This window comes from Paraburkholderia sp. RAU2J (assembly GCF_003634845.1).
Taxonomy (GTDB): Bacteria; Pseudomonadota; Gammaproteobacteria; order Burkholderiales; family Burkholderiaceae; genus Paraburkholderia; species Paraburkholderia fynbosensis.
In genome coordinates, this window is sequence record NZ_RBXG01000001.1 from 2064153 (window position 1) to 2084618 (window position 20466).

Sequence of the window (20466 nt, forward strand, 5' to 3'; positions counted from 1 at the left end):
GATGTCTTTGTTTCAGGTCTGAAACATTAATCGCCAGCTTTATATTCCCGATTGCCGATAACAATAAATTAAATAATCTGGTCGGCTTTCAAGTGCCTATATTGGATATCTGTTTTTGCAAGATGATGCAAAGCCCTATCGTCGGAGCAAATTTACGTGGGGTCCGGCACAGACAACCGCGGCGAAGGAGGTTACTCTCATCCTGCGATTCGTCGAGAAAAAAATCACTTAAAACTGGCGGAAGTTTGGGAGGATAGAATTGTAAGTGCGCCGTTTTCGAGTGGTCGTGTAGTGTGCGCTGGCGTACGCAGCTGCCGTTTTATTTGCATTAAGATTCGCAAAATGCCTATTCATTCATATGTGGAATCGGCAATTAAATTGGCGAGAAGCGGGCGGCCGCGGCGTATTGCCGGTCTCACTGCCGGCACTGTCGGGGGCACGCCAACATGTCTGCGCTTTTCGGCCATGGCGGATATGTGCTGGAAGGGTCGTCGGATGATGCACCGGCACAGAGCGGGGTTCTCTGTGTCGTGACGGCAAAGAGTAGATCCGTTTTCTGTAGAGAGGATGACCATGACCTGCGCGAGTCTCGAGTCTGCAATGCTGCGGTGGGTGCACGCGCCGACCAGGGGAATGCGTCGCATCGCGATACTGATGTTCAACGACTGCTCGCTGCAGGGCGCCGGTGTGGTGGCCGAGGTTTTCCAGGCAGCCAATGAACTGGCCGCGTCGAGCGCCGGCGGCTGGCTGTACGACGTGTCGTTCCTCTCGGCCGATGGCGGCATGGTGACCTCATCGTCCGCGCTGCGCGTGTGGACCGACGGACTCGACGCGCGGCACTCCGGCGGCTTCGATGCGTTGTACGTGGCGGGCGGCAAAGGCGCATGCGCCGCCGCCGGCGACGAGCGGCTGATTGCGTGGCTGCGGCGCGTGCGCCGCAACACCGGCATGATCCGGCCGATCGCGGAAGGGCGCGTGCTGCTCGAGGCCGCTTACGCGCCGGAGGGCAAGAACAGCGCCGAGCCCGCTCAGCAGGCGAATGACGCGCGGCACCCTGAGGCGGCCGCCGAAGCAGGCGACCGGCTCGAGTCGATGAGAAGCGCGCTCGCGATGATCAAGCGCGACCTCGGCGGCGCCACGGCGCGCTCGGTGGCCGAACGCCTGCTCGCTGATTCATGTTCGAACCTCGCGCCGCTGCTGGGCGAAGACGGTGGCCTGAGCCCTGGCGACAAGGTGCGCGCGGCGGCTCGCTGGCTTCAGGAGAATTGCCAGCAGTCGATTTCGATCGCCGACGCGGCGCAGTTCGCGGCGATGAGCGAGCGCAACTTTCTGCGCCGCTTCAAGATGGAAATGGGCATCACGCCATCGAGCTTTCTGCTGCACGAACGCCTTGCGGTGACGTGCAGCCTGTTGACCGAATCGGAATTGCCGGTCGACAAGATTGCCCGGCGCACCGGCATGGGCAACGGTGACCGCCTTGCAAAAGTGTTCCGCAAGCGGATGAGAATTTCACCCACCGAATTCAGGATTCAAAGCCGCCGCATGGCTGGCGGATAGCGCGGGCGGGGCCGCGTTGACGGGCGCGTGAGTAACACGGCGTCAGGAACTATTTCCTTAGACTTTTGAGAATTATAAGGATTCCGAATATGTTGACTCAGGGAGCGGGAAGCGCTGCGTCGTCCAGACCGGACGACGTCGCTGCCGGAGCATCCGGCGCGCGTTGCGCGCGCATCGTCCCGGTGATTCTTGCTGGGGGCTCGGGCACGCGGCTGTGGCCGGTGTCGCGGGAAAACTTTCCGAAGCAACTGATCGATGTGGTCGGCTCGGACTCGTTGCTGCAGGCAACCGCGCGGCGCATGGAGGGCTTTCCGGCCGGCTGGCGTGTGGATGTCGCGCCGATCATCGTGTGCGGTGAGGAGCATCGCTTCGTGATTGCCGAACAGCTGCACGCAAACGGCGTCGAGGCGCGTCTTATCGTGGAACCGGCGCGCCGCGATACGGCGCCGGCGTTGACGCTGGCGGCGTCGCTCGCGTGCGCGGACGGCGGCGACGCGATTCTCGTCGTGATGCCGGCCGACCACTCGATCGCCGACGTGCAGGCATTGCAAGGCGCGCTGGAACGCGCCGCGCGCTATGCGGAGCGCGGCGCGATCGCGACGCTGGGCGTGCCGCCCACGCGGCCCGACACCGGCTTCGGCTATATCCGGATCGGCGCCGAACTCGGCGACGGCGGACATGCGATCGACGGCTTCGTCGAGAAACCCGCGGAAGAAATCGCTGCGCAGTACGTGGCGGCCGGTACGTATTGGTGGAATAGCGGAATCTTCATCGTGCGGGCGAGCGTGTGGATCGACACGCTCAAGCGCCTGCAGCCCGACATGCACGCGGCGTGCGAGCGCGCATTCGTTGGCGGCAACACTGCTGAGGCCGTGTTCCGACCACTGCTGGACGCATTCCTCGGCGTGCCCGCGGATTCGATCGACTACGCGGTGATGGAGCGCCTGATCGACACCGCTGATGCGGCAACGCACGGCGGGGCGCAGAGCCGCGACGCCCTGGCGATGCCCGTCGGCGTGGTTGTCAGACTGGATGCGGGCTGGTCCGACCTCGGTTCATGGGACGCGGTGTGGGCCGCGATGGACAAGGACGCCAACGGCAACGCGGGGCGCGGGCGGGTCGCGTTCGAAGGCGCGGTGTCGAGCTATGCACATTCGGAAGGGCGGCTGGTCGCGTGCGTCGGCACCACCAACGTCGTGGTGGTCGAAACCGCCGACGCCGTGCTGGTGGTCGATCGCTCGCACGTCCAGGACGTGAAGGGGCTGGTCTCGCGTATCAAGGCACAGCACGCGCCGGAGGCCGACGCGCATCGCAAGGTGCGCCGCCCGTGGGGGTTCTACGACTCGCTCGACCACGGCGAGCGGTTTCAGGTGAAGCGCATCGTCGTCACGCCGGGCGCGCAACTGTCGCTGCAACTGCACCACCACCGCGCCGAACACTGGGTGGTCGTGCGCGGCACGGCACTCGTCACGCGCGGCGAAGAGCAGTTCCTGCTGAGTGAAAACGAATCGACCTTCATTCCGCTCGGCACTCGCCACCGGCTCGAAAACCCGGGGAAAGTGCCGCTCGAAATCATCGAAATCCAGTCAGGCGTCTATCTGGGCGAAGACGACATTGTGAGGTTCAACGACAACTACGGCCGCTGCGACTAAGCAGTCCGCCGGATTCATCTGCTGACAGGCACGGCAAGTAACGACGTAAGCACAGAGGCAAACAAAATGCGCAAGTTTCAGGATTTGCTCGCGCGAGTTTTCGATGTCGCGTTGGTGTTGGCGGGGGCGGCGCTCGCGTCGCAGATCCGCTTCGACTACCTCGCTCAATCCGGGTTCTATTGGGCGCTCGTGATGTTTTCCGCCGCGTTCGCGCTGGCCATCTTCCCGGCGTTCGGCGTCTACGAATCGTGGCGCGGCCGCTCCAAGCTGGCGCTCGCCGGTCAAGTCTCGCTCGCGTGGCTGATCGTGCAGGGCTGCGCGCTCGTGCTGATGTATTCACTGCATCGCAGCGATCTCGTGTCGCGGCTGTGGTTCTCGTACTGGACCGCGGTGACGGGCGCCCTGCTGATCTCGTACCGGCTGATCACGCACGCGGCGCTGGCGCGCGCTCGCGGCGCCGGCATGAATCTGCACCAGGTCGCGATCGTCGGCAGCGGCTCGCAATGCGAAGCCATCCTGCGCCGCATCGAAGCCGCACCGACCGCTGGTTTTCGCGCGACCGCCGTCTACAACACGCGCCCGGACGAGACGTCGGTGACGAATTCGCGTGTGCCGGTGTTCGACAGCGTCGACGCGCTCGCCGACTATATCCGCACGAACGACGTGCACGAATTGTGGCTGATGCTCTCGCTGAGCGAGGAGCCGCTGATCTGCGCGTTGATCGGCAGATTCCGCGACGACCTCGTGAACATCCGTTTCATGCCCGACGTGCGCAGTCACGCGCTGTTCGAAGGCAGCGGCATGGTCGAGCTGCTCGGCATGCCGGCGATCAATCTGGTCGCCTCGCCGCTCTCGGCGAGTTCGATGCTGAAGAAGGAAATCTTCGACCGCCTGTTCGCGGCCGCGGCGTTGATCGCACTCGCGCCGCTGCTGCTGGCCATTGCGATCGCGGTGAAGCTCTCGTCGCGCGGCCCGGTGCTGTTCAAACAGAAGCGCAAGGGCGCGGACGGCCGGGTCTTCACGATCTACAAGTTCCGCTCGATGCGTCTGCATACCGAAGCCAAAGGCGTGCTCAGTCAGGCGACGCGCGACGACAGCCGCGTGACGAAAGTCGGCGCGTTCCTGCGCCGCACGAGCCTCGACGAGCTGCCGCAATTTTTCAACGTGTTGCGTGGCGACATGTCGGTCGTTGGACCGCGTCCCCATGCACTCGAGCATGACGACCTCTATCAGAAAGTGGTCGCCGGCTACATCAATCGCTACCGGATCAAACCGGGAATCACGGGCTGGGCGCAGATAAACGGCTTCCGTGGCGAGACTGACCGCATCGAAAAGATGGAGCGTCGGGTGGAACATGACCTGTATTACCTGGGTCATTGGTCGTTCGCGCTCGATATGCGGATTATCGGCGCGACGATTGTCGCTGGACTGGTGCATCGAAACGCTTACTAAGCAATTAAAAACACGCCGGCGCTACCGCCTTTGGAACGGTTGCCGCGCGCACGGAGGAAATATCATGAGCTCACTTGGTCTACGCACGGGAAGTCTCCTGGTTTTCGCAACGGCAACGCTGCTTTCCGGATGCGGGATCGCACCCGGTCAACGGATGATCACGCCGGCCGCGATTCAGGACACAGGGGGTGAATTCAGCACGGAAGCCGCGCAGCAAAAGCAGATACCGATTACCGATATCAATCTGGCGCTGCTGCGCAAGATAAATGCGGATCAAACGTCGGCGGCGCTGCCGTCGCAGACGCTCGGCCTGTTCGGCAAGCCGCCCATCTACAGGGTCGGCCCCGGCGACGTGCTGCAGATCGTCGTCTGGGATCACCCGGAACTGGCCGCCGCGCTCGGACAGCCGAATCAGAGCTCGCGCAGCGCGGATGCGATTCCGGGCTTCATGATCGACGAAAACGGCGACATTCAGTTCCCCTACGCGGGCAACGTGCATGTGAGCGGCAAGGACGTCTCGACGATCCAGAGAGAGCTGCACGCCCGTCTGAGCAAGGTCTACCAGAAGCCCGAAGTGACGGTGCGCGTGGCGTCGTTCCGCAATTCGCAGGTCTATGTGGACGGTGAAGTGCGCACGCCTGGCGCGCAATCGCTCAACGATATTCCGATGTCGCTGACGACGGCGATCAACCAGGGCGGCGGCTTCAGCGCGAATGCCGACCGCAGCCGCGTCGAGCTGGTCCGCGACGGCGTCATCTATCCGCTCAACGTCGACGACCTGATCAAGCGCGGCCATAATCCGTCGCAGATCTATCTGCAGCCGGGCGACCTGATCCGGGTGGCGGCGCGTGAAGACAGCGGCGTGTACGTGATGGGCGAGGTCAGCAAGCCGGCCACCGTCCTGCCGTTGCGCAATGGTTCGCTGACGCTGTCGCAAGCGATCTCGGATGGCGGCAGCTTCGATTCGAACACGGCCGCCGCGCAGCAGGTCTTCGTGATCCGCAATTCGACGAGCGAGTCGCCGCAGATCTATCACCTCGATGCAACCTCGCCGGTTTCGATGGTGCTTGCCAATCAGTTCGAGCTTCAGCCGAAAGACATCGTGTACGTCGGCCAAGGCGGACTGGTTCGCTTCAATCGCGTGTTGAACCTGCTGCTGCCGGCCATCAATGCGGCTGTGACGGGCGTGGTGCTGACGAAATGACACGACGCGCGAGCTGAAACCTGAACCGCCGGGCTTTGCTGGGTGAAGAACATGGCAATCAACTTCGAAAACCGCTACACCGACGTGTCCGGATCGGACGAGCTTCGCCTGTCGGACTATCTACGCACGATCGTGCGCGGTTGGCGCACCATTTTCACGGTGACGCTGATCGCGCTCGCGGCAGGGTGCGCGTACGCGTTTCTCGCGCCACCCACATATCGTGCGGACGTGCTGTTTCACGTCGAGGACAGGTCGGCCAATGCCAGCGCGAACGGCGGGAGTTCCTTGCCGCCGCTGCCCGGCATGTTCGACGCGAGGCCATCGACGGCGGCGCAGATCGAGTTGCTGAAGTCGCGGCTGGTCACGGAAGAGGCCGTCAGAAGTCTGCACCTCGATATCACGGCGACGCCACGCTATCTGCCGGTCATCGGCCGAATGATCGCGGGGCTGGTGAACGGCCAATGGGGTTTCAGGCTGCCGTCGTTCATCAATCTGTCCGGCTTCGCATGGGGTGGCGAGAGCATTGCGGTGTCGCGCTTCGATACGTCGAAGGAACTGTATGACACGACCTTCACGCTGATCGCGGGCGCCGACGGCACCTATATGCTGCGCGACCGCAACGGTATCGCGATCCTGTCGGGGCGGGTCGGGGAGACCCTCGAAACCGATACCGCCGACGGCCCGATCGCGCTGCACGTCGACAAGCTGGTCGGCGCGCCCGGCTCGCGTTTCGAATTGTCGCGCGCGTCCACGCTGAGCACGGTGAACCGTTTGCAGAAAGCGGTGGTGGTGCAGGAAGCCACGCAGCAGTCCGGCGTGATCCGCACGAGTCTCGAAGGCGGCGACGCCGCATTGACCGCGGCGATCGTGAACAACATGGCGCGCGAGTTCCTGCGGCAGGACCTCGAGAGCCGTTCGAGCGAAAGCGAGCACATGCTCGCGTACCTCGATCAGCAACTGTCGGGCGCGCGCAAGGCACTCGAGGAAGCCGAGCAACGCTACAACAAGTTCCGTAATGCGCACGGCACGGTCGACCTGGGCGAGGAAAGCCGCCTGCTGCTGCAGCAGATCGTCGACAACAAGAGCAGGCTGCTCGATCTGCAACAGAAACGCGCGGAGATGTCGCAGCGCTTCACGGCGAGTCATCCGATGGTAGCCGCACTCGACGCGCAGATCGCCGCGTTGCAGGGCGCGCAGACGAACATGAACCGGAGCGTCGCGGTAATGCCCGACACCGAACAGACCGCAATGCAGCTGTTGCGCGACGTGCGGGTCAATACGGAGCTCTATACGAATCTGCTGAACAGCGCGCAGCAACTGCGCATGGCGAAGGCGGGGCAGACGGGCAGTGTACGCGTGGTGGATTTCGCTGAAACGCCTGACGAACCGGTGCGCCCGAAGCGCGCGCAGGCAATTCTGATCGCACTCGGCGGCGGCCTCGCGCTCGGCATCCTGCTGATCTTCTTCAAACGCGCGGTGTACGGCGGCGTCGAACGCCCGGACGAACTCGAAGCGATGCTCGGCGTGCCCGTGTTCGCGGTCGTCCCGCGCAGCCAGACGCAGCTGCGGCTGCAGGAGAAGGTGAGTCTGCGCCGTCGCGGGCTGCACGTGCTCGCGCAGCAGGCGCCCGAAGACATGGCGGTGGAGGGCGTGCGCAATCTGCGCACCTCATTGCAGCTCTCGCTCGATTACGCAGAGAACAACGTCGTGATGATCACCGGCTCGCGGCCCGATGCGGGCAAGTCGTTCCTGTCGGTGAATCTGTCGGCGCTGGTGGCGTCGGCGAAAAAGCGCGTGCTGATCATCGACGGCGACATGCGGCGCGGCGAAGTCCATTCGCACTTCGGTATCGCGCATCAGCCAGGGCTGTCCGACGTGTTGAGCGGCGGCGATCTGCACGCGATGATCCAGCGCGACGTGCTGCCCGGTCTCGACGTGCTCGCCAAGGGCTCGCTGCCGTCGCATCCGGCCGAACTGCTGATGAGCAAGCGCTTCGAAACGATGCTCGACGAACTGAAGCCGTACTACGACCTCGTGATCGTCGACACCCCGCCGGTGCTCGCGGTCACGGATCCGACGCTGATCGGCAGATACGCGGGCACGACGCTGCTGGTGGTGCGTCACGGCCGCCATCCGGCCAACGAGATCGCCGAGGCGGCGAAGCGCTTGCGCAACAGCGGCGTCGCGATGCGCGGCGTGCTGCTGACCGACGTGCCGCAGGAGGGCGCGTTCCTCGGGTCCGGTTATCAAGGCGGCTATTACGGTTACGACAGTGTCGCCGGCTGAGGGCGCGACCTGCTTGCGCAGGCCGCTCGATCGCGCTACCGCTTCGGCATATACATGGGTGTCGCACTGAAGCTGCACGTGACGAAGCGAGGCGCAGCGCGGCAACCCGGAATGCAAACAGTCGCGCCGGCAGCGAAGCAAGATCGACATGCCTCTTCGTTCACCTCATGCGGCGCCGGATCGAGTGCCGGCACCGTCGGTCCTGCCGAGCGGCACGATCCGTTCATTGGCGCGATACAGCCAGAACGATTGGCGCACGCGCGCGTTCTCTCCCGGTCGTGAAAATGACTGTGCGCGCATCGCGCAGCACGTCGTATTCGGCCCACGGCCAGTACGGCCGCTTCTTTAGATGCTTGAGCGGATAGGCTTGCCTGAACCACGGGTCGAGCATGCTGTGCACGTACACGCAGTGCGGCACGTCGCCCATGTGCAGCGCTTTCCATGCGGCTAAGCCGTGGCCATCGCCACAGCCTAAGGACGATGACCGCGTCGAAGCGCTTCGCGTCGGCGGTGATCTACGGCGCGAGCCGTCCGCAATAGCCGTAGCCGGCGCGGGTCGGGTCGCAGGCGTGAACCGGAAACGGGAAGGCCGGGACGCAGCCGTCGCCGGGCGGGTCGCAGCTCGCGACTTCGAGCTCGTGTCCCGCTTCGCGCATGGCTATGCCGCTGCGGCACACGCCTTCGACGGGAACGCCTGCGCGCGGATCGACGCCCGGAAGCTGGAGGATTTTCATTGGCCGATGCGCGGCCGGTTGGCGCGTGGCACGTGCGAGCCGTGCGGCACGAGTGCGCCGAACTGGCCTTCGTTGGACGCGGCGCCGGCCGTGCGCGATGTACCGAGTGTCGATGCGAGATCGGCGCGGCCCGTGCCGGGGTGGATGCGGCCCGGCAATTCGGGCATCGCGACCGGACCTCGCTGCGGCGGCGCGGGCGCGCGGGTCGTGCGCATGGTGCTCGCCGGCAGCGCGCGTTGCAGGCGCGCGTACGTGGCGATCATCAGGCCGAGCGCGACGCCGAAGATCAGACCCGAGAAGCGCGACCCGAGCGGATTGCCGCCGATGGTAGTGGCCGGCAGCGCGGCGAACAGCATGACCGCGCGCCCAAGCACGGGCAGCAGCGGCGCGTTGGGCACGATCGAGCGCCAGTGGCGGTATGAGAAGACGCAGATCGCCAGCGCGGCCAGCATCGCCAGCGGCATGGCAATGCCGAACACCAGCCCGCCCGCGAAGAACTGATAGACCCAGAAGTTGTGACCCGCGGCCCATTCGTTGATCGCGTAGAAGTCCTGCTCGCTGAACGAGTCCGCAAGGTACGGCAGATACACGGGCGAGTAGCGATAGTAGTGGCCGTAGCCCTCGCCGAACAGCAGCGTGTCCGCCGATTCAGTGACCTGGTCGTACTGATCGCGCATTTCGGCGAGTCGCGTGATCGTAGCCGGGTCCGTGCCGGAGACGCTCTCCTGGGACGCGAAGATACGTTGGGTCCACGGCTGCGCCACGGACGGAAAGCTCCAGGCGACGATGCCCACCATACCGACCAGCACCGCGCCGACCACGAGACTGCGGGCGAGCGCGCGCCACACGTGGCGGATGGTCGGCGCGCTCAGCGCCAGCGCGAGCAGGAACAGCAGCGCCGTGCCGACCACTACGCTGCGCGTTTCGCTCAGCCATTCGACGACGATGGTGGCCGCGAACACCGCGACCCTGAGGACGGAGAAACGCCGCGCCACGATGAATTCGTGCAGCAGTACGCCCTGCAAGCCGAGCAGCGTCACCGAGATGATCCGCTCGCGCACGTCGTCGAGACCGCCGCCCGTTGCCATGCCGTAGAAGAACGTGAACACGAGGCTGATCAGGTTGGCGACGAACAACGCCTTTTCGAATTGCGCGAGCCGGTAGTCGCTCCACGGCCGGCACGCGACGAGATAGCCGAGCAGGAACAGCACGAAGGGCAGCAGGGTGCGCAGATAGTTGCCGGTATCGTTGTCCTGAACCAGCTGGGCGACGATGCTGCCGAATACGCACAGCAGCATGCTGATGGTGACGACCGAACGCAGCCGGGAACGCTCGTGAAAGCGGGGAGCGATAAGCAGCAGCGCGACGCCCGCGACCACCGCGGGCAGGATGAGGCCGACTTGCGCGAAGTGGCCCGTGTTCGCGTCGGTTGCCTGATAGTCGAGCGCAAGCGGTAACAGAAAAAGCCATATCCATGGCGTTGCATACTGGTGGCGCATTGCTGGTCCTCACCGTCGCAGTTATGACGCCGTCGGTCTATAGCAGACGGTCTCACACGGGGTCATTGTGCGGGAATCTCCCCGATTGTCAGTTACCCCGACCGCATTCGCCGTTGCTTGCCCGGGTTCTGGCGACGGTGGCAAGGCCGTCACTGCAAGACGTGCGCAAACTTGAGCTTGTTGTCGGTCAAGGTATTGAAGAAGTGGGCGCGCACGCAGATGTGCCGCCGCCAGCGGTGCGAATAAAACCCTAAGTCCGCGCCGAGTGTGCAGACAGCCGCGCGCACGAACGTGCTGGCGCCAGTGCCGATGACGAAGGCAACGCGATCGGTGGCCCTCAATGATGCGTGAGCAAGTCGCGTGGCGGGGGCGGCGGTTCGGGCGGCGCTTCGACGGGCGGCGGGATCTGGAGTTCGGATCGCTGCGTCGCCATTGTCAGGAGACGCTGCGCCTCCTTGCTACTCGAATCGATCTCCAGCGCATTGCTGGCGTTGTGCGACACGCACGTCCAATGCCCCACGTATCCACAGCCTCGCGCAAGGCTGAGGAACGCGTCGCGCTGCTCTTCGCGGGTGTGCACGGCGGAGCGCAGGCGCTGCGCGTCGCGGTTCCCTGGCTGCGCCGCGGCGGCTGCCGCGAGGCGTGTCTTCGTCGCCGACAGATTGTTCGCTTGCAGACTGGCACGCGCGGCTTTCAGATTCCGCGACGCGTCCGCGCGCAATTTGTCCGCCGGGCTGATCGGCTGATTGCCGGCGCTGTGTTGGGCATCTGACGTCGATGCGAGGGTGGCCCTCGTGGTGGACACGGGCGCAACGGTAGACCTGGCGTCGGGCAACGACGCAACGGCTCGCTTCGCATTGGACGCAGGCGCAATGGTGGACTTCGCGTCGGGCACTGATGCGACGGTGCGCTTCGGATCGGGAGCCGAAGCAGTGGTGGGCTTCGTTTCGGGCACTGATGCGACGGTGCGCTTCGTATCGGGTGCCGAGGCAATGGTGGGCTTCGTTTCGGGCACTGATGCGACGGTGCGCTTCGGATCGGGAGCCGAAGCAGTGGTGGGCTTCGTTTCGGGCACTGATGCGACGGTGCGCTTCGTATCGGGAGCCGAAGCAGTGGTGGGCTTCGTTTCGGGCACTGATGCGACGGTGCGCTTCGTATCGGGTGCCGAGGCAATGGTGGGCTTCGTTTCGGGCACTGATGCGACGGTGCGCTTCGTATCGGGCGCCGACGCAGTGGTGGGCTTCGTATCGGGCACTGATGCGACGGCGCGCCTCGTATCGAACGCAGGCGCAATGGTGGACTTCGCCTCGGGCACTGATGCAACGGTGCGCTTCGGATCGGGTGCCGACGCAGTGGTGGGCTTCGTATCGGGCACTGATGCGACGGCGCGCCTTGTATCGAACGCAGGCGCAATGGTGGACTTCGCCTCGGGCACTGACGCAACGGTGCGCTTCGGATCGGGTGCCGACGCAGTGGTGGGCTTCGTATCGGGCACTGATGCGACGGCGCGCCTTGTATCGAACGCAGGGGCAACGGCGGACTTCGTGTCGGGCACCGATGCAATGGTGCGCTTCGTATCGGGTGCCGACGCAATGGTGGCGGGCTTCGCATTGGGCGCCGATGCGACGGCGCGCTTCGTATCGAACGCAGGCGCCACGGCGGGTTTCGTGTCCGGCACCGACGCAATGTTGGACTTCGTATCGAGCACCGACGCACCGGCGCGTCTCTCGTCGGGCAATGACGCACCGGTGCGCTGCGCATCGGACGCCGCCGCGATGGCGGCCTTCGTATCAGGCGCTGCCAGAACTGCGCGGCGCTGCGCCAATGGCGCCGCGACCGTCGGCGCGACCGGCATGGACCGCGCGGACGCGGCCTGCTGCGCACCGCTACTTGCCGGCCGCTGCGCGTGTGCCACGCCACCCTTGCCGGCAACAGCGCCGGACGCCTTGCCGTTCTGCGCCAGCACCTTGCCGGATGTCTCGATCGGCGTGCCGATGCGCGTCTCATCGCCATGGATGAAGCCGAGGTACACCGCGGATGTCGCCACTATCATCGAGGCCACAGCCGCGGCCGGTCGGCGCAACCGCTGATAGACGCTTGCCGGCGCAAGCGGCTCTTCGATCGCATCGTAGCGCTTGACCATTGCGCGCGACGACGGGCTCCAGATCCTGCGCGCCGGCTCGCTGGGCGCGAGCGCCGGCTGACGCTGGTTCAGCGCAACGGGCAGACCCGGCGCTCGCGCCGCGCGTGCGCCGAACGTGTCGGCGGGGTGCGTGCGGCACGAAGGACACGGCAATAAACGGCCGGCTAGCGGCGCACCGCAGTGGCCACATCGTTGAGAATCCTGATCGAAGGTCGTGTCGCTAAGCATGGCCAGGTCGCTAACGGGCGTCGAATGCCGATGCCGCCGTCAAAAGAACGGGGCACGGGCCAAGGAGGTTTGCAAGCGGGACTTACTGTGCGACGACGTAACCTCGCGCCTGCATGCACGCCCCGTACGCTGCCCAATACCGGGTCATGGGCGGCTCGGGTGCAGGCAGTGGCGGCAGCTTGACGCTCGATGCGGCGTTCGCCTGCTCCGACGAACCGGCTGCAGCCCCGGATGCGCCCATATCCGCCGTCGTTGCCGTCGCTGCCGTCGCTGCCGTCGATGCCGGCGTGGCGGCCGTCATAGCGGTGTTGGGGACGCCCGCCACGGGTGCGCTCGCCGGGCGCGGCGCCGAAGCGCCTGCGCCTGTCGCCGCCGTCGCCACCGGCTCGCTGGCGCCGGGCGCGGTCGCGGCGGCCGGCATGCTCGCGCTCGTCGGCGTGGCCGAGAAAGTGCTGGGCGGCAGTGGCGGACGCGACGGTACGCCGGTCGACGTGGCCTTGCTGGCAGGTTGAGGGCGCGGCGGAATCTGCGGTTCGCGCTTGATGTCGATCTTGGTCTTGTTGGCCTGCGCAAAGCACAACGCGGTGTCGACGCTGCGCTGGTAAGGGCTTTGACTTTGGATCGGATAGGTGAGCGGCTGCCATGCGAGGGCAGCGTTGCTAACCACCATGAGCGTTAGTACGGTATACGTTTTAAATTCCATCGCAGTGGCTCCCGCAGCGATGTTTTGCCTTTTTCATTGGCTAATGCGCTTCGCGACGTGTCTGTTGGCTGCTGGTTCTGCCGCTGAACGGCGGCTCACTGGCGCGAAGGCTGACCTCTAAAGCGTAACACTGCGTATTGTCGAAGCAATAGTCCGGATAGCGCGCGAAAACGCCATCCTGCTGTCCAAACCAGCCACATTGAATGGGAGAAGGCGGAAAACGGCGAAAAACATGGGGAAATCCCTGCGTGCGGTGGCAGTCCGTCAGGAGGTGAGGATGAAGAACATCAAGTACCACTATGGAAGACGTGTCGCGATGGCCTCGGTACTGTTGCTCTCGACGGCTCTGCCCATATCGGGCATGACTAGCGAGGATGCCGCCACCGCGAAGGTGGAAACGGCGGGTGAGCGTGCCCACTTCGCGCAGGCGTTCTGTCAGGTGTCGCCCGAGCGTATCGGCGCATACAAGCAGCAGCTCAGAAACAGGCTGCCTGAGGCCAGCGACTTCGATCGACACTGGCAAGTTGGCTGGCACCGCGCGGACAAAGACAATACCCGGATGAGCGCGCTGCGCGATCGCGATCCCTCCGAATTCGAGGCACGGATCAAAGTGAATTGCGAACGTTTAAAGTGGCTGGCCGGCAATTCGCTTCGGACACCAGCGCGAAAGTGAGGCCAGTAGATGCCTCTCTGGTTTGGGTGTGTGTAACGTTTCTATCAGCAAACATCTTGCGGCCCGCCTCGTCGCCCACACTGCCCTTTCCAACTTCATCGGCGAAGACCCGCGAGTGGCCAGGGGCGACATGCATGGCAAAAACCTTGACGGAAATAGTTTCCGACGCAAATGTGCGATAGCGAATATTCAAGAAACATGCCGCGCTTATCGTATGTACTTGCGCCCACCGCGAGAAAAACAACCATGTCCACCGATAAGCATTGGGAAAAATGGGGAAAAACATCGCCGTACTACGGGGTTGTAAGCTGGCCTGAGTTCAAGGAGCCCGAACTGTCGACCGATGCGAAACAACAGTTCTTCGAAGGCGGAGAGCTGTATGTATCCGGCATGTTCAATGCCATTCATCGACATTTGAATCCAGAATTTCGGGCCGATTGGGCCGCGGATTTCGGCTGTGGCGTGGGGCGTTTGATCATGCCGTTGTCGAGGCGAGTAAAAAGCGCGGTTGGAATCGACGTTTCTCCATCCATGCTGGAAGAAGCGGCGAGAAATGTCACCCGGGAAGGCATCAGGAATGTCGAATTCGTTCTATCCAATGATGCGCTGACGGATCTCCACGGAATGTTCGATTTGATCAATTCCTATATCGTCTTCCAGCATATTCCGGTCGAACGCGGAATGAAACTTGCCGAGGCCCTGCTGAGCCACCTTTCGCCGGGCGGAATTGCCGTTCTACACTTTACCTACGATTGCAATGCGACCCGGCTCACCCATACCATCAGTTGGACTCGCGACCATTTCGCCCCCGCGCATTGGCTGGCCAATCTTGCTCGTGGAAGGCCTATGCTCGAACCCACGATGCAAATGAATGCGTACAACGTGAATCGACTTCTCGGGCTATTCCGCCGCTGCGGCATTGAAAAATTGCATGCGGAGTTCACCGATCACGGTGCGCACGGCATTCAGTTTTTCCTGTTGAAGGCCGGGGCCGCTCAATGACTGGCACCGCGATGTGGGTGACGAGCCACGCGGCCGCCTATCAACCGGTTTCGCCGCTCAGTTGTCCCTCAATAGAGGGTCCCGCGACTGCTTGAACCGAGGCCACAGCATTTTTCTGTGGAAGCTTCTGAACCAACCACTCCTGGAAGCACATCATCGACGGTCCGGAGTGCTTTCTATCGCAGGCCATCCCTCTCAGTGCCGTGCACGACGCAGCATCTCGCTAAGGCCCAGCGAATGACCAGGATCGTAGTAATGGATCAGCAGCGTGCGGCGCTGTCCCGCCTCGACATCGAGGTTCCCATGCTGGAGCGCAAAGCCATTGAACGCGTAGACGCTGCCGACCTGCATCGGCACGCGATCGCAATTGCCGCGACGCAGATCATGCCACGTCAGCCATTTCCGCCAGCTGAGCGGCAGGGCGCGCTGGATGCCGTGGCGAATCTTGCATATCACATTGCCCGGCGTGGAGACCGAAAGGCGAGGGCGGCGGTACAACACCAGGTCGCCGTTGGCGTCACTCTCCGGCGCCAGTTGTAGCGGAATCAGGAACGTCAGCAGATGGGAGTCGTAATGGCGGCAATGACTTTCCGCCTGCGTCGCTGCGCTCGAGCAGCGAATCACGTGAAAAGGTTGCAGCGGCAAGGCTGTCTTTCCGGCCTGAGCCGCCATCGAGCGTGTATTCGCACAAACAGTCCCTTCGAGTTGCCGGAATGCCTCGCTGCGGCGAAGCAACTCGGCCGCCATCAGGCTTATTTGAGCACGTTGCGGCAGACTGCCAAACGAATGATCGATGGCTTCGTTGATTTCTGCGATTGCTTCAAGAGGAATTACATTGTGAAAAGACTTCAGCGCGACGCCTTTTTCTATCTGAATGCGCTTCGCCGGTGAATGACCTCGTGCGCCTGACATGGTTTGCATAGGAGGGAATCTCTCTGATATTGAATCTTGTTCTCGAATACGTAGTCTCGTCATGAAAAATATGCGTTGGCCGCATTTCACTATGTACGTTGTCAAACACAAAGTGATGAAGCGTATAGAACATCGGGTTGTGGTTGGAGCGTAACGAAGCAGCGACGCGGAATTCGACTCGCTCAGTGTGTTAGCGGGTAAATAGATGAAATAGTTTTTATTTAATGTGGTTAGCAGTATGAAATATGCGAATGGCATTGACTATGGAATCGGCGATCTGTCACTCGATAAAACGATCGTAGACGTTGGTTCGTTAGAGCACATTGCAGCGCCGGACGCGCGCGTACATTCTTTCCCAATCTTTCTCATTCTTTCGAAAGCACCGCCGAGCATGCAGGACCGGATCGGCAAAGTGTTTCGTGAATCGTTAAAGCAGGGTACATACGCGTCCGCTTTGCCGCGGGGTATCTATTCCCTTTTGAGAGCTCCAGACATGACTTCCTCCGATCGCCACGATCCCATTCCCGGGATCGCTAACAGCACCCGTATGCCAATCTATTTACCGGCATCACAACGGATTGCCGCATCGCAAATGAGCGCATTTACTGCCACCCTCCAGGCGCGCGCGGGTTTACCTTTATCCGATTACACACGACTGCACGAATTTTCTGTACGTGAATACCGGAGTTTCTGGCGTGGCTTTCTTAAGTGGTGCACGGATATCGAAACTTCAGGCGAAGTCGAGCCGGTCTGCGTTGGCGAAGACATCGAGCGTGCGAAATTTTTTCCGCGGCTCGAACTCAGCTATGCAGATAGCCTGCTCGGTTTGACCATCGCCGGCGCCGACGCCCCTGCATTGACCGAGTGTCATGTAGACGCGCCGACTGTGCGCCTGACGCGCGGCGAACTGCGCGAGCGAGTGGCGAGCCTCGCTTGCACGCTCGAACGTCTCGGGTTGCGCAGTGGCGATCGCGTGGCCATGGTCATGCGCAACGACGCGCAGGCCGTCATCTGTACGCTGGCCGTCGCCGCGCTCGGCGCGACGGTGGCGAGCGCGGCCCCGGAGATGGGGGCCGATGCGCTGCTCGATCGTTTCGTACCGCTCGCGCCACGGCTGCTGTTCGCGCATACGGCCACGCGTGCAACCGACAGGGGCACGCCGCTCGCGGAGAACATCGCAGGCCTCGCCTCGGCGATGCCCTCGCTCGAAGGCATCATCAGCCTCGATGATGGACCGTTGCCCGACAGCGTCACGCTGCCGGTTCACTCGCTTGGCGCGCTGATTGCACAATCCGCTCCGGCGGACTTCGTCTGGCGGCGCTTTCCGTTCAATCATCCGCTGTTCATCATGTTTTCGTCGGGTACGACCGGCAAGCCAAAATGTATCGTGCATGGTGCCGGTGGCACGCTCCTCGAACACCTGAAGGAGCATCGGCTCCATACTGACTTGCGCCCTGGCGAGAAGCTCTATTTTCAGACCAGTTGCGCGTGGATGATGTGGAACTGGCAACTCTCGGCGCTTGCGTCGGGGGTCGAGATCGTCACCTACGACGGTCCGCTTGCGACGGTCGATACTTTGTGGCGCATTGCGGCCGATAACGGCGTGAACGTGTTTGGAACGAGCCCGGCCTATCTGAAGATGTGTGAGCAGGCGAATCTCGAGCCTGCACGGCAATTCGACCTTTCAGCACTGCGCGCGATGCTGTCGACCGGCGCGGTCCTGTTCGACTCGCAGTACGACTGGGTAAGAGAACACGTCGGAGCGTTGCCGCTGCAGTCGATTTCGGGCGGCACCGATATCATCGGCTGCTTCGTACTTGGCAATCCGAACTTGCCGGTCTACGCGGGCGAAGCGCAATGCAAGAGTCTGGGGCTCGATGTGCAGGCATGGGATGACGGCCGACCGGCAGTCGGGATCGGCCAACTCGTCTGCACCAATCCGTTCCCTTCGCGACCGGTTGGGTTTTTTGGCGATACCGACGGGACGCGTTTTCATGCGTCGTACTTTGCCGCTAACCCGGGCGCCTGGACGCACGGCGATCTGATCGAATTTTCGCCTCAAGGATCGGCACGCATGCACGGCCGCTCCGATGGCGTGCTGAACGTCGGCGGCGTGAACGTCGGACCCGCCGAAATCTATCGCATTCTGAACGATATTCCCGGTATTCGTGACGCGATGGTGGTCGATCGGAATGCGGCGGGTTCGTTATCCCGCGCAGGCCGCGATGGGGCGAATTCGACCTTGACCGCAGGTTCGCGCGAACGAGGCATCGTTCTGTTGCTCGTATTGCAAGCTGGTGTCGAGCTTTCCGCCGCGTTGCTGTCACGCGTACGCGGTGACCTCGTTCGCCGTGCATCGCCCGCGCATGTGCCGGGTTTGGTCCTCGCGGTCGAAGCTCTGCCGACCACCCATAGTGGCAAGCCCTCGGAGGCCGCGGCGCGCGATGCCATCAACGGGGTGCCGGCCAGAAACGCCGGGGCGTTGCGTAATCCCGAGTGTCTTGACGCCATCCGCCGGCAAGCGGCGCGGAACCTTGAAAAAGGCTCGCTGCCGTTGCCCGGCAAAACGCGTGAGCAGATGGAGACGTACCTGCGGGCATTGTGGGAACGCATGTTCGGTTTCGGACCGATAAGCAGCGACGATAACTTCTTCGATCTGGGCGGCGATTCGCTTCTCGCGGCGGAGATGGCGAGCCATATACACGATGCAACCGGCCAGACGATCTCGCTGACGAACCTGATGACCGCACCGACCGTCGCGCAAATCGCCGCTATCCTTGAAGCGGGCCCGGCGAGCGCGCCGTCGAGCGCAATGGTGCTGATGCGCGCGGGCAACGGGACGCCGCTTTTTCTTGCGCACAGCGTCACCGGTTCGGTGATGGAATGCCGTGGGCTGATTGGCGCGTTGCGAAACGGAAGGCCGGTGTACGGACTCAACGCACACGGTCTCGAGGGCGAGAAAGCGCCGCAACAGCATGTCATCGACATGGCGCGCGACTACGTGGCGCAGATACGCCAGTTGCAGCCGCACGGGCCGTATGCGCTGGCTGGCTACTCTTTCGGCGGCCTGATCGCTCTTGAGATCGCCCAGCAACTGCATCGCGCGGGCGAACGGGTCGAGATGCTGTGCCTCGTCGACACCTATGTCAGTGAGCGCTATCTGCCGTGGGATGCATGGATGCGTTACGAAGGCCGCTACGTCATCGAGCAATGGCGGGCGTTTCGCGGCATGTTGTCGGCGCAACGTACCCGTTACGTGTCCGCCAAGCTGGCGGCGGCGGTTGACCGGGCGCGCCTGCGCCTGGGACGCACGGCGCATAGGCTCGAACCCGATGCAGTCGGGCTGCCCCCGGTGCTGCTGCGCGTACGCCAGGCCATGCAGGTTGCGATGGCCACGTACCGCCCGAAACGGTATCGCGCCGGCCCGATCCTGTATGTTCGCGCGTCGACGCGAATAGAGGGCCGCGGGAATCCACTGCCGTTGTGGCAGCGGGTTGCATGCCGCGGACTGAACGTCATCGACGTGGCGGGCGGTCACAGCGATATGGTCTACAGACCGAACGCGGACGTGGTGGCCGCGGCACTCGATGCGGCGTTGTCCGGCAATCGGGCCGTGATCGAATCCTAGCGCCTGTCATGAACGCTGGATGAGGGGTGCCCGGCGACCTGCCGGGCCGCCTCGCGGGGATAGATCCGATCGGCAACGCCAGCATCACGCTTTGCCTGGTGAACCCCGCCCACCGCACAAGCCAGTTGCTCGACCTGCGCGCGATTGTGCGCGTGGCGGCCGTCACCTGTCACCTGCAATACGGGCCGCTTCCCCAAGGCATTCACGGCGAGATGCACTTTCGAGCCTTTGCGACGCTGCGCGCCATCGGCCAACATGCGCCATGGTGCAGTACTGCGGACCAGCCAGCGCGACATATTCCATCGTTCACGCAAATCGTGCCGGCGCTGCTCGCTGTCTCTTCGCACAAGGAGGCACGTCACCCGGCTTCACGCACGGCCCGTCTAAAAGCATGCGCAATGCTGGGTCACGCATAGATCAGATAGATGCCGGCCGCGAGTAGCGCCGCGCCGGCCGCAGCCTTGGCTGTCACCGCTTCGCCGGCGAACAGGCCATAGCCGAACAACTCGATGATCGTGATGCCGACCATCAGCGGGTACGCGAGACTCAGCTCCACACGACGCAACGCGAGCGCGTACAGGACGAAACCTGCACCGTAGGCGCCGATCGCGCCCGCGCGCATCAACATTGGCCCGCTCGTCAGCGTGTCCAGAGACAGCAGGCCGCCGGAAGTCTGTACGATGTTCATGGTTGCCGCAACGCGCAGCAGGACACTGGCAACCGCACTGAGCGTGCCGGCTGCAAAAAGAAGAAAGATCGCCATTCGTCGCTAGTCGTTGTTATCGAGTGGGCG

General features: G+C 63.2%; 17 protein-coding genes. 10 read left to right on the top strand and 7 right to left on the bottom strand.

What is annotated here, in order from left to right:
* Nucleotides 1-573 precede the first annotated feature (573 nt).
* The 5 genes from B0G69_RS09505 to B0G69_RS09525 all read left to right on the top strand — a co-directional run bounded on the left by B0G69_RS09505 (nucleotide 574) and on the right by B0G69_RS09525 (nucleotide 8151).
* Nucleotides 574-1557: a helix-turn-helix domain-containing protein gene (locus B0G69_RS09505; protein WP_121319268.1), complete on the top strand. Its 984-nt coding sequence runs from the start codon at nucleotides 574-576 to the stop codon at nucleotides 1555-1557.
* Nucleotides 1558-1646: 89 nt separating this feature from the next.
* Nucleotides 1647-3209 (top strand): mannose-1-phosphate guanylyltransferase/mannose-6-phosphate isomerase, encoded by a 1563-nt coding sequence (locus B0G69_RS09510; RefSeq protein ID WP_121316644.1) that lies wholly within the window; start codon nucleotides 1647-1649, stop codon nucleotides 3207-3209.
* A gap of 66 nt (nucleotides 3210-3275) precedes the next feature.
* Entirely contained in the window at nucleotides 3276-4661 is a 1386-nt protein-coding gene (locus tag B0G69_RS09515; protein ID WP_121316645.1) for an undecaprenyl-phosphate glucose phosphotransferase, read from the top strand.
* 64 nt (nucleotides 4662-4725) lie between these two features.
* Entirely contained in the window at nucleotides 4726-5865 is a 1140-nt protein-coding gene (locus B0G69_RS09520; protein ID WP_199731172.1) for a polysaccharide biosynthesis/export family protein, read from the top strand.
* Nucleotides 5866-5916: 51 nt separating this feature from the next.
* Nucleotides 5917-8151, top strand: a complete 2235-nt coding sequence (locus B0G69_RS09525; protein WP_121316647.1) for a polysaccharide biosynthesis tyrosine autokinase — start codon at nucleotides 5917-5919, stop codon at nucleotides 8149-8151.
* A 223-nt stretch (nucleotides 8152-8374) separates the two neighbouring features.
* Here the strand turns inward: B0G69_RS09525 and B0G69_RS41360 are convergent, their stop codons facing one another.
* From B0G69_RS41360 to B0G69_RS40605, 4 genes are all read right to left on the bottom strand, one after another.
* Nucleotides 8375-8578, bottom strand: coding sequence for a hypothetical protein (locus tag B0G69_RS41360; protein WP_199731173.1), 204 nt, complete (start codon nucleotides 8576-8578; stop codon nucleotides 8375-8377).
* An 88-nt stretch (nucleotides 8579-8666) separates the two neighbouring features.
* Nucleotides 8667-8885, bottom strand: a complete 219-nt coding sequence (locus B0G69_RS41365; protein ID WP_199731174.1) for a hypothetical protein — start codon at nucleotides 8883-8885, stop codon at nucleotides 8667-8669.
* The gene (locus B0G69_RS09535; protein WP_121316648.1) at nucleotides 8882-10384 is read right to left on the bottom strand and encodes a hypothetical protein; all 1503 of its coding nucleotides are present in this window, start codon (nucleotides 10382-10384) and stop codon (nucleotides 8882-8884) included. The genes B0G69_RS41365 and B0G69_RS09535 overlap by 4 nt, the downstream gene beginning before the upstream one ends.
* A gap of 337 nt (nucleotides 10385-10721) precedes the next feature.
* Complete coding sequence (locus tag B0G69_RS40605) at nucleotides 10722-11189, bottom strand: hypothetical protein (RefSeq protein ID WP_147440713.1); 468 nt, start codon at nucleotides 11187-11189, stop codon at nucleotides 10722-10724.
* Here B0G69_RS40605 and B0G69_RS40610 point away from each other — a divergent pair.
* Nucleotides 11179-12474, top strand: coding sequence for a hypothetical protein (locus tag B0G69_RS40610; protein WP_206751802.1), 1296 nt, complete (start codon nucleotides 11179-11181; stop codon nucleotides 12472-12474). The genes B0G69_RS40605 and B0G69_RS40610 overlap by 11 nt on opposite strands.
* Before the next feature lie 363 nt (nucleotides 12475-12837).
* Here B0G69_RS40610 and B0G69_RS41735 read toward each other — a convergent pair whose 3' ends face one another.
* Nucleotides 12838-13458 carry a hypothetical protein gene (locus B0G69_RS41735; RefSeq protein ID WP_121316651.1) on the bottom strand — a complete coding sequence of 207 codons (621 nt, stop codon included), beginning with the start codon at nucleotides 13456-13458 and terminating at the stop codon, nucleotides 12838-12840.
* A gap of 277 nt (nucleotides 13459-13735) precedes the next feature.
* Between B0G69_RS41735 and B0G69_RS09555 the strand changes: the two genes are divergently transcribed.
* Together B0G69_RS09555 and B0G69_RS09560 are read left to right on the top strand one after the other, a co-directional pair.
* On the top strand, nucleotides 13736-14131 hold the full coding sequence (locus B0G69_RS09555; RefSeq protein ID WP_121316652.1) for a hypothetical protein: 396 nt from the start codon (nucleotides 13736-13738) through the stop codon (nucleotides 14129-14131).
* A 246-nt stretch (nucleotides 14132-14377) separates the two neighbouring features.
* Nucleotides 14378-15133: a class I SAM-dependent methyltransferase gene (locus tag B0G69_RS09560; protein ID WP_158608931.1), complete on the top strand. Its 756-nt coding sequence runs from the start codon at nucleotides 14378-14380 to the stop codon at nucleotides 15131-15133.
* Nucleotides 15134-15328: 195 nt separating this feature from the next.
* On the opposite strand, the gene B0G69_RS09565 is transcribed toward B0G69_RS09560, so the two are convergent.
* Entirely contained in the window at nucleotides 15329-16108 is a 780-nt protein-coding gene (locus B0G69_RS09565; protein WP_241991286.1) for a hypothetical protein, read from the bottom strand.
* Between the two features lie 484 nt (nucleotides 16109-16592).
* Here B0G69_RS09565 and B0G69_RS09570 point away from each other — a divergent pair, with 484 nt between their 5' ends.
* Nucleotides 16593-19673, top strand: a complete 3081-nt coding sequence (locus B0G69_RS09570) for an acetoacetate--CoA ligase (protein WP_277873523.1) — start codon at nucleotides 16593-16595, stop codon at nucleotides 19671-19673.
* Between the two features lie 26 nt (nucleotides 19674-19699).
* Entirely contained in the window at nucleotides 19700-20089 is a 390-nt protein-coding gene (locus tag B0G69_RS09575) for a hypothetical protein (RefSeq protein ID WP_121316656.1), read from the top strand.
* On the opposite strand, the gene B0G69_RS09580 is transcribed toward B0G69_RS09575, so the two are convergent.
* Entirely contained in the window at nucleotides 20080-20436 is a 357-nt protein-coding gene (locus B0G69_RS09580) for a ligand-binding protein SH3 (protein WP_121316657.1), read from the bottom strand. The two genes, B0G69_RS09575 and B0G69_RS09580, sit on opposite strands and share 10 nt — an antisense overlap.
* Nucleotides 20437-20466 lie beyond the last annotated feature (30 nt).

Bases quoted from the DNA above. Each gene is read 5' to 3' on its own strand.
- B0G69_RS09505 (WP_121319268.1), top strand. From the start codon at position 574: ATGACCTGCGCGAGTCTCGAGTCTGCAATGCTGCGGTGGGTGCACGCG.
- B0G69_RS09510 (WP_121316644.1), top strand. From the start codon at position 1,647: ATGTTGACTCAGGGAGCGGGAAGCGCTGCGTCGTCCAGACCGGACGAC.
- B0G69_RS09515 (WP_121316645.1), top strand. From the start codon at position 3,276: ATGCGCAAGTTTCAGGATTTGCTCGCGCGAGTTTTCGATGTCGCGTTG.
- B0G69_RS09520 (WP_199731172.1), top strand. From the start codon at position 4,726: ATGAGCTCACTTGGTCTACGCACGGGAAGTCTCCTGGTTTTCGCAACG.
- B0G69_RS09525 (WP_121316647.1), top strand. From the start codon at position 5,917: ATGGCAATCAACTTCGAAAACCGCTACACCGACGTGTCCGGATCGGAC.
- B0G69_RS41360 (WP_199731173.1), bottom strand. From the start codon at position 8,578: ATGGGCGACGTGCCGCACTGCGTGTACGTGCACAGCATGCTCGACCCG.
- B0G69_RS41365 (WP_199731174.1), bottom strand. From the start codon at position 8,885: ATGAAAATCCTCCAGCTTCCGGGCGTCGATCCGCGCGCAGGCGTTCCC.
- B0G69_RS09535 (WP_121316648.1), bottom strand. From the start codon at position 10,384: ATGCGCCACCAGTATGCAACGCCATGGATATGGCTTTTTCTGTTACCG.
- B0G69_RS41735 (WP_121316651.1), bottom strand. From the start codon at position 13,458: ATGGAATTTAAAACGTATACCGTACTAACGCTCATGGTGGTTAGCAAC.
- B0G69_RS09555 (WP_121316652.1), top strand. From the start codon at position 13,736: ATGAAGAACATCAAGTACCACTATGGAAGACGTGTCGCGATGGCCTCG.
- B0G69_RS09560 (WP_158608931.1), top strand. From the start codon at position 14,378: ATGTCCACCGATAAGCATTGGGAAAAATGGGGAAAAACATCGCCGTAC.
- B0G69_RS09565 (WP_241991286.1), bottom strand. From the start codon at position 16,108: ATGACGAGACTACGTATTCGAGAACAAGATTCAATATCAGAGAGATTC.
- B0G69_RS09570 (WP_277873523.1), top strand. From the start codon at position 16,593: ATGCCAATCTATTTACCGGCATCACAACGGATTGCCGCATCGCAAATG.
- B0G69_RS09580 (WP_121316657.1), bottom strand. From the start codon at position 20,436: ATGGCGATCTTTCTTCTTTTTGCAGCCGGCACGCTCAGTGCGGTTGCC.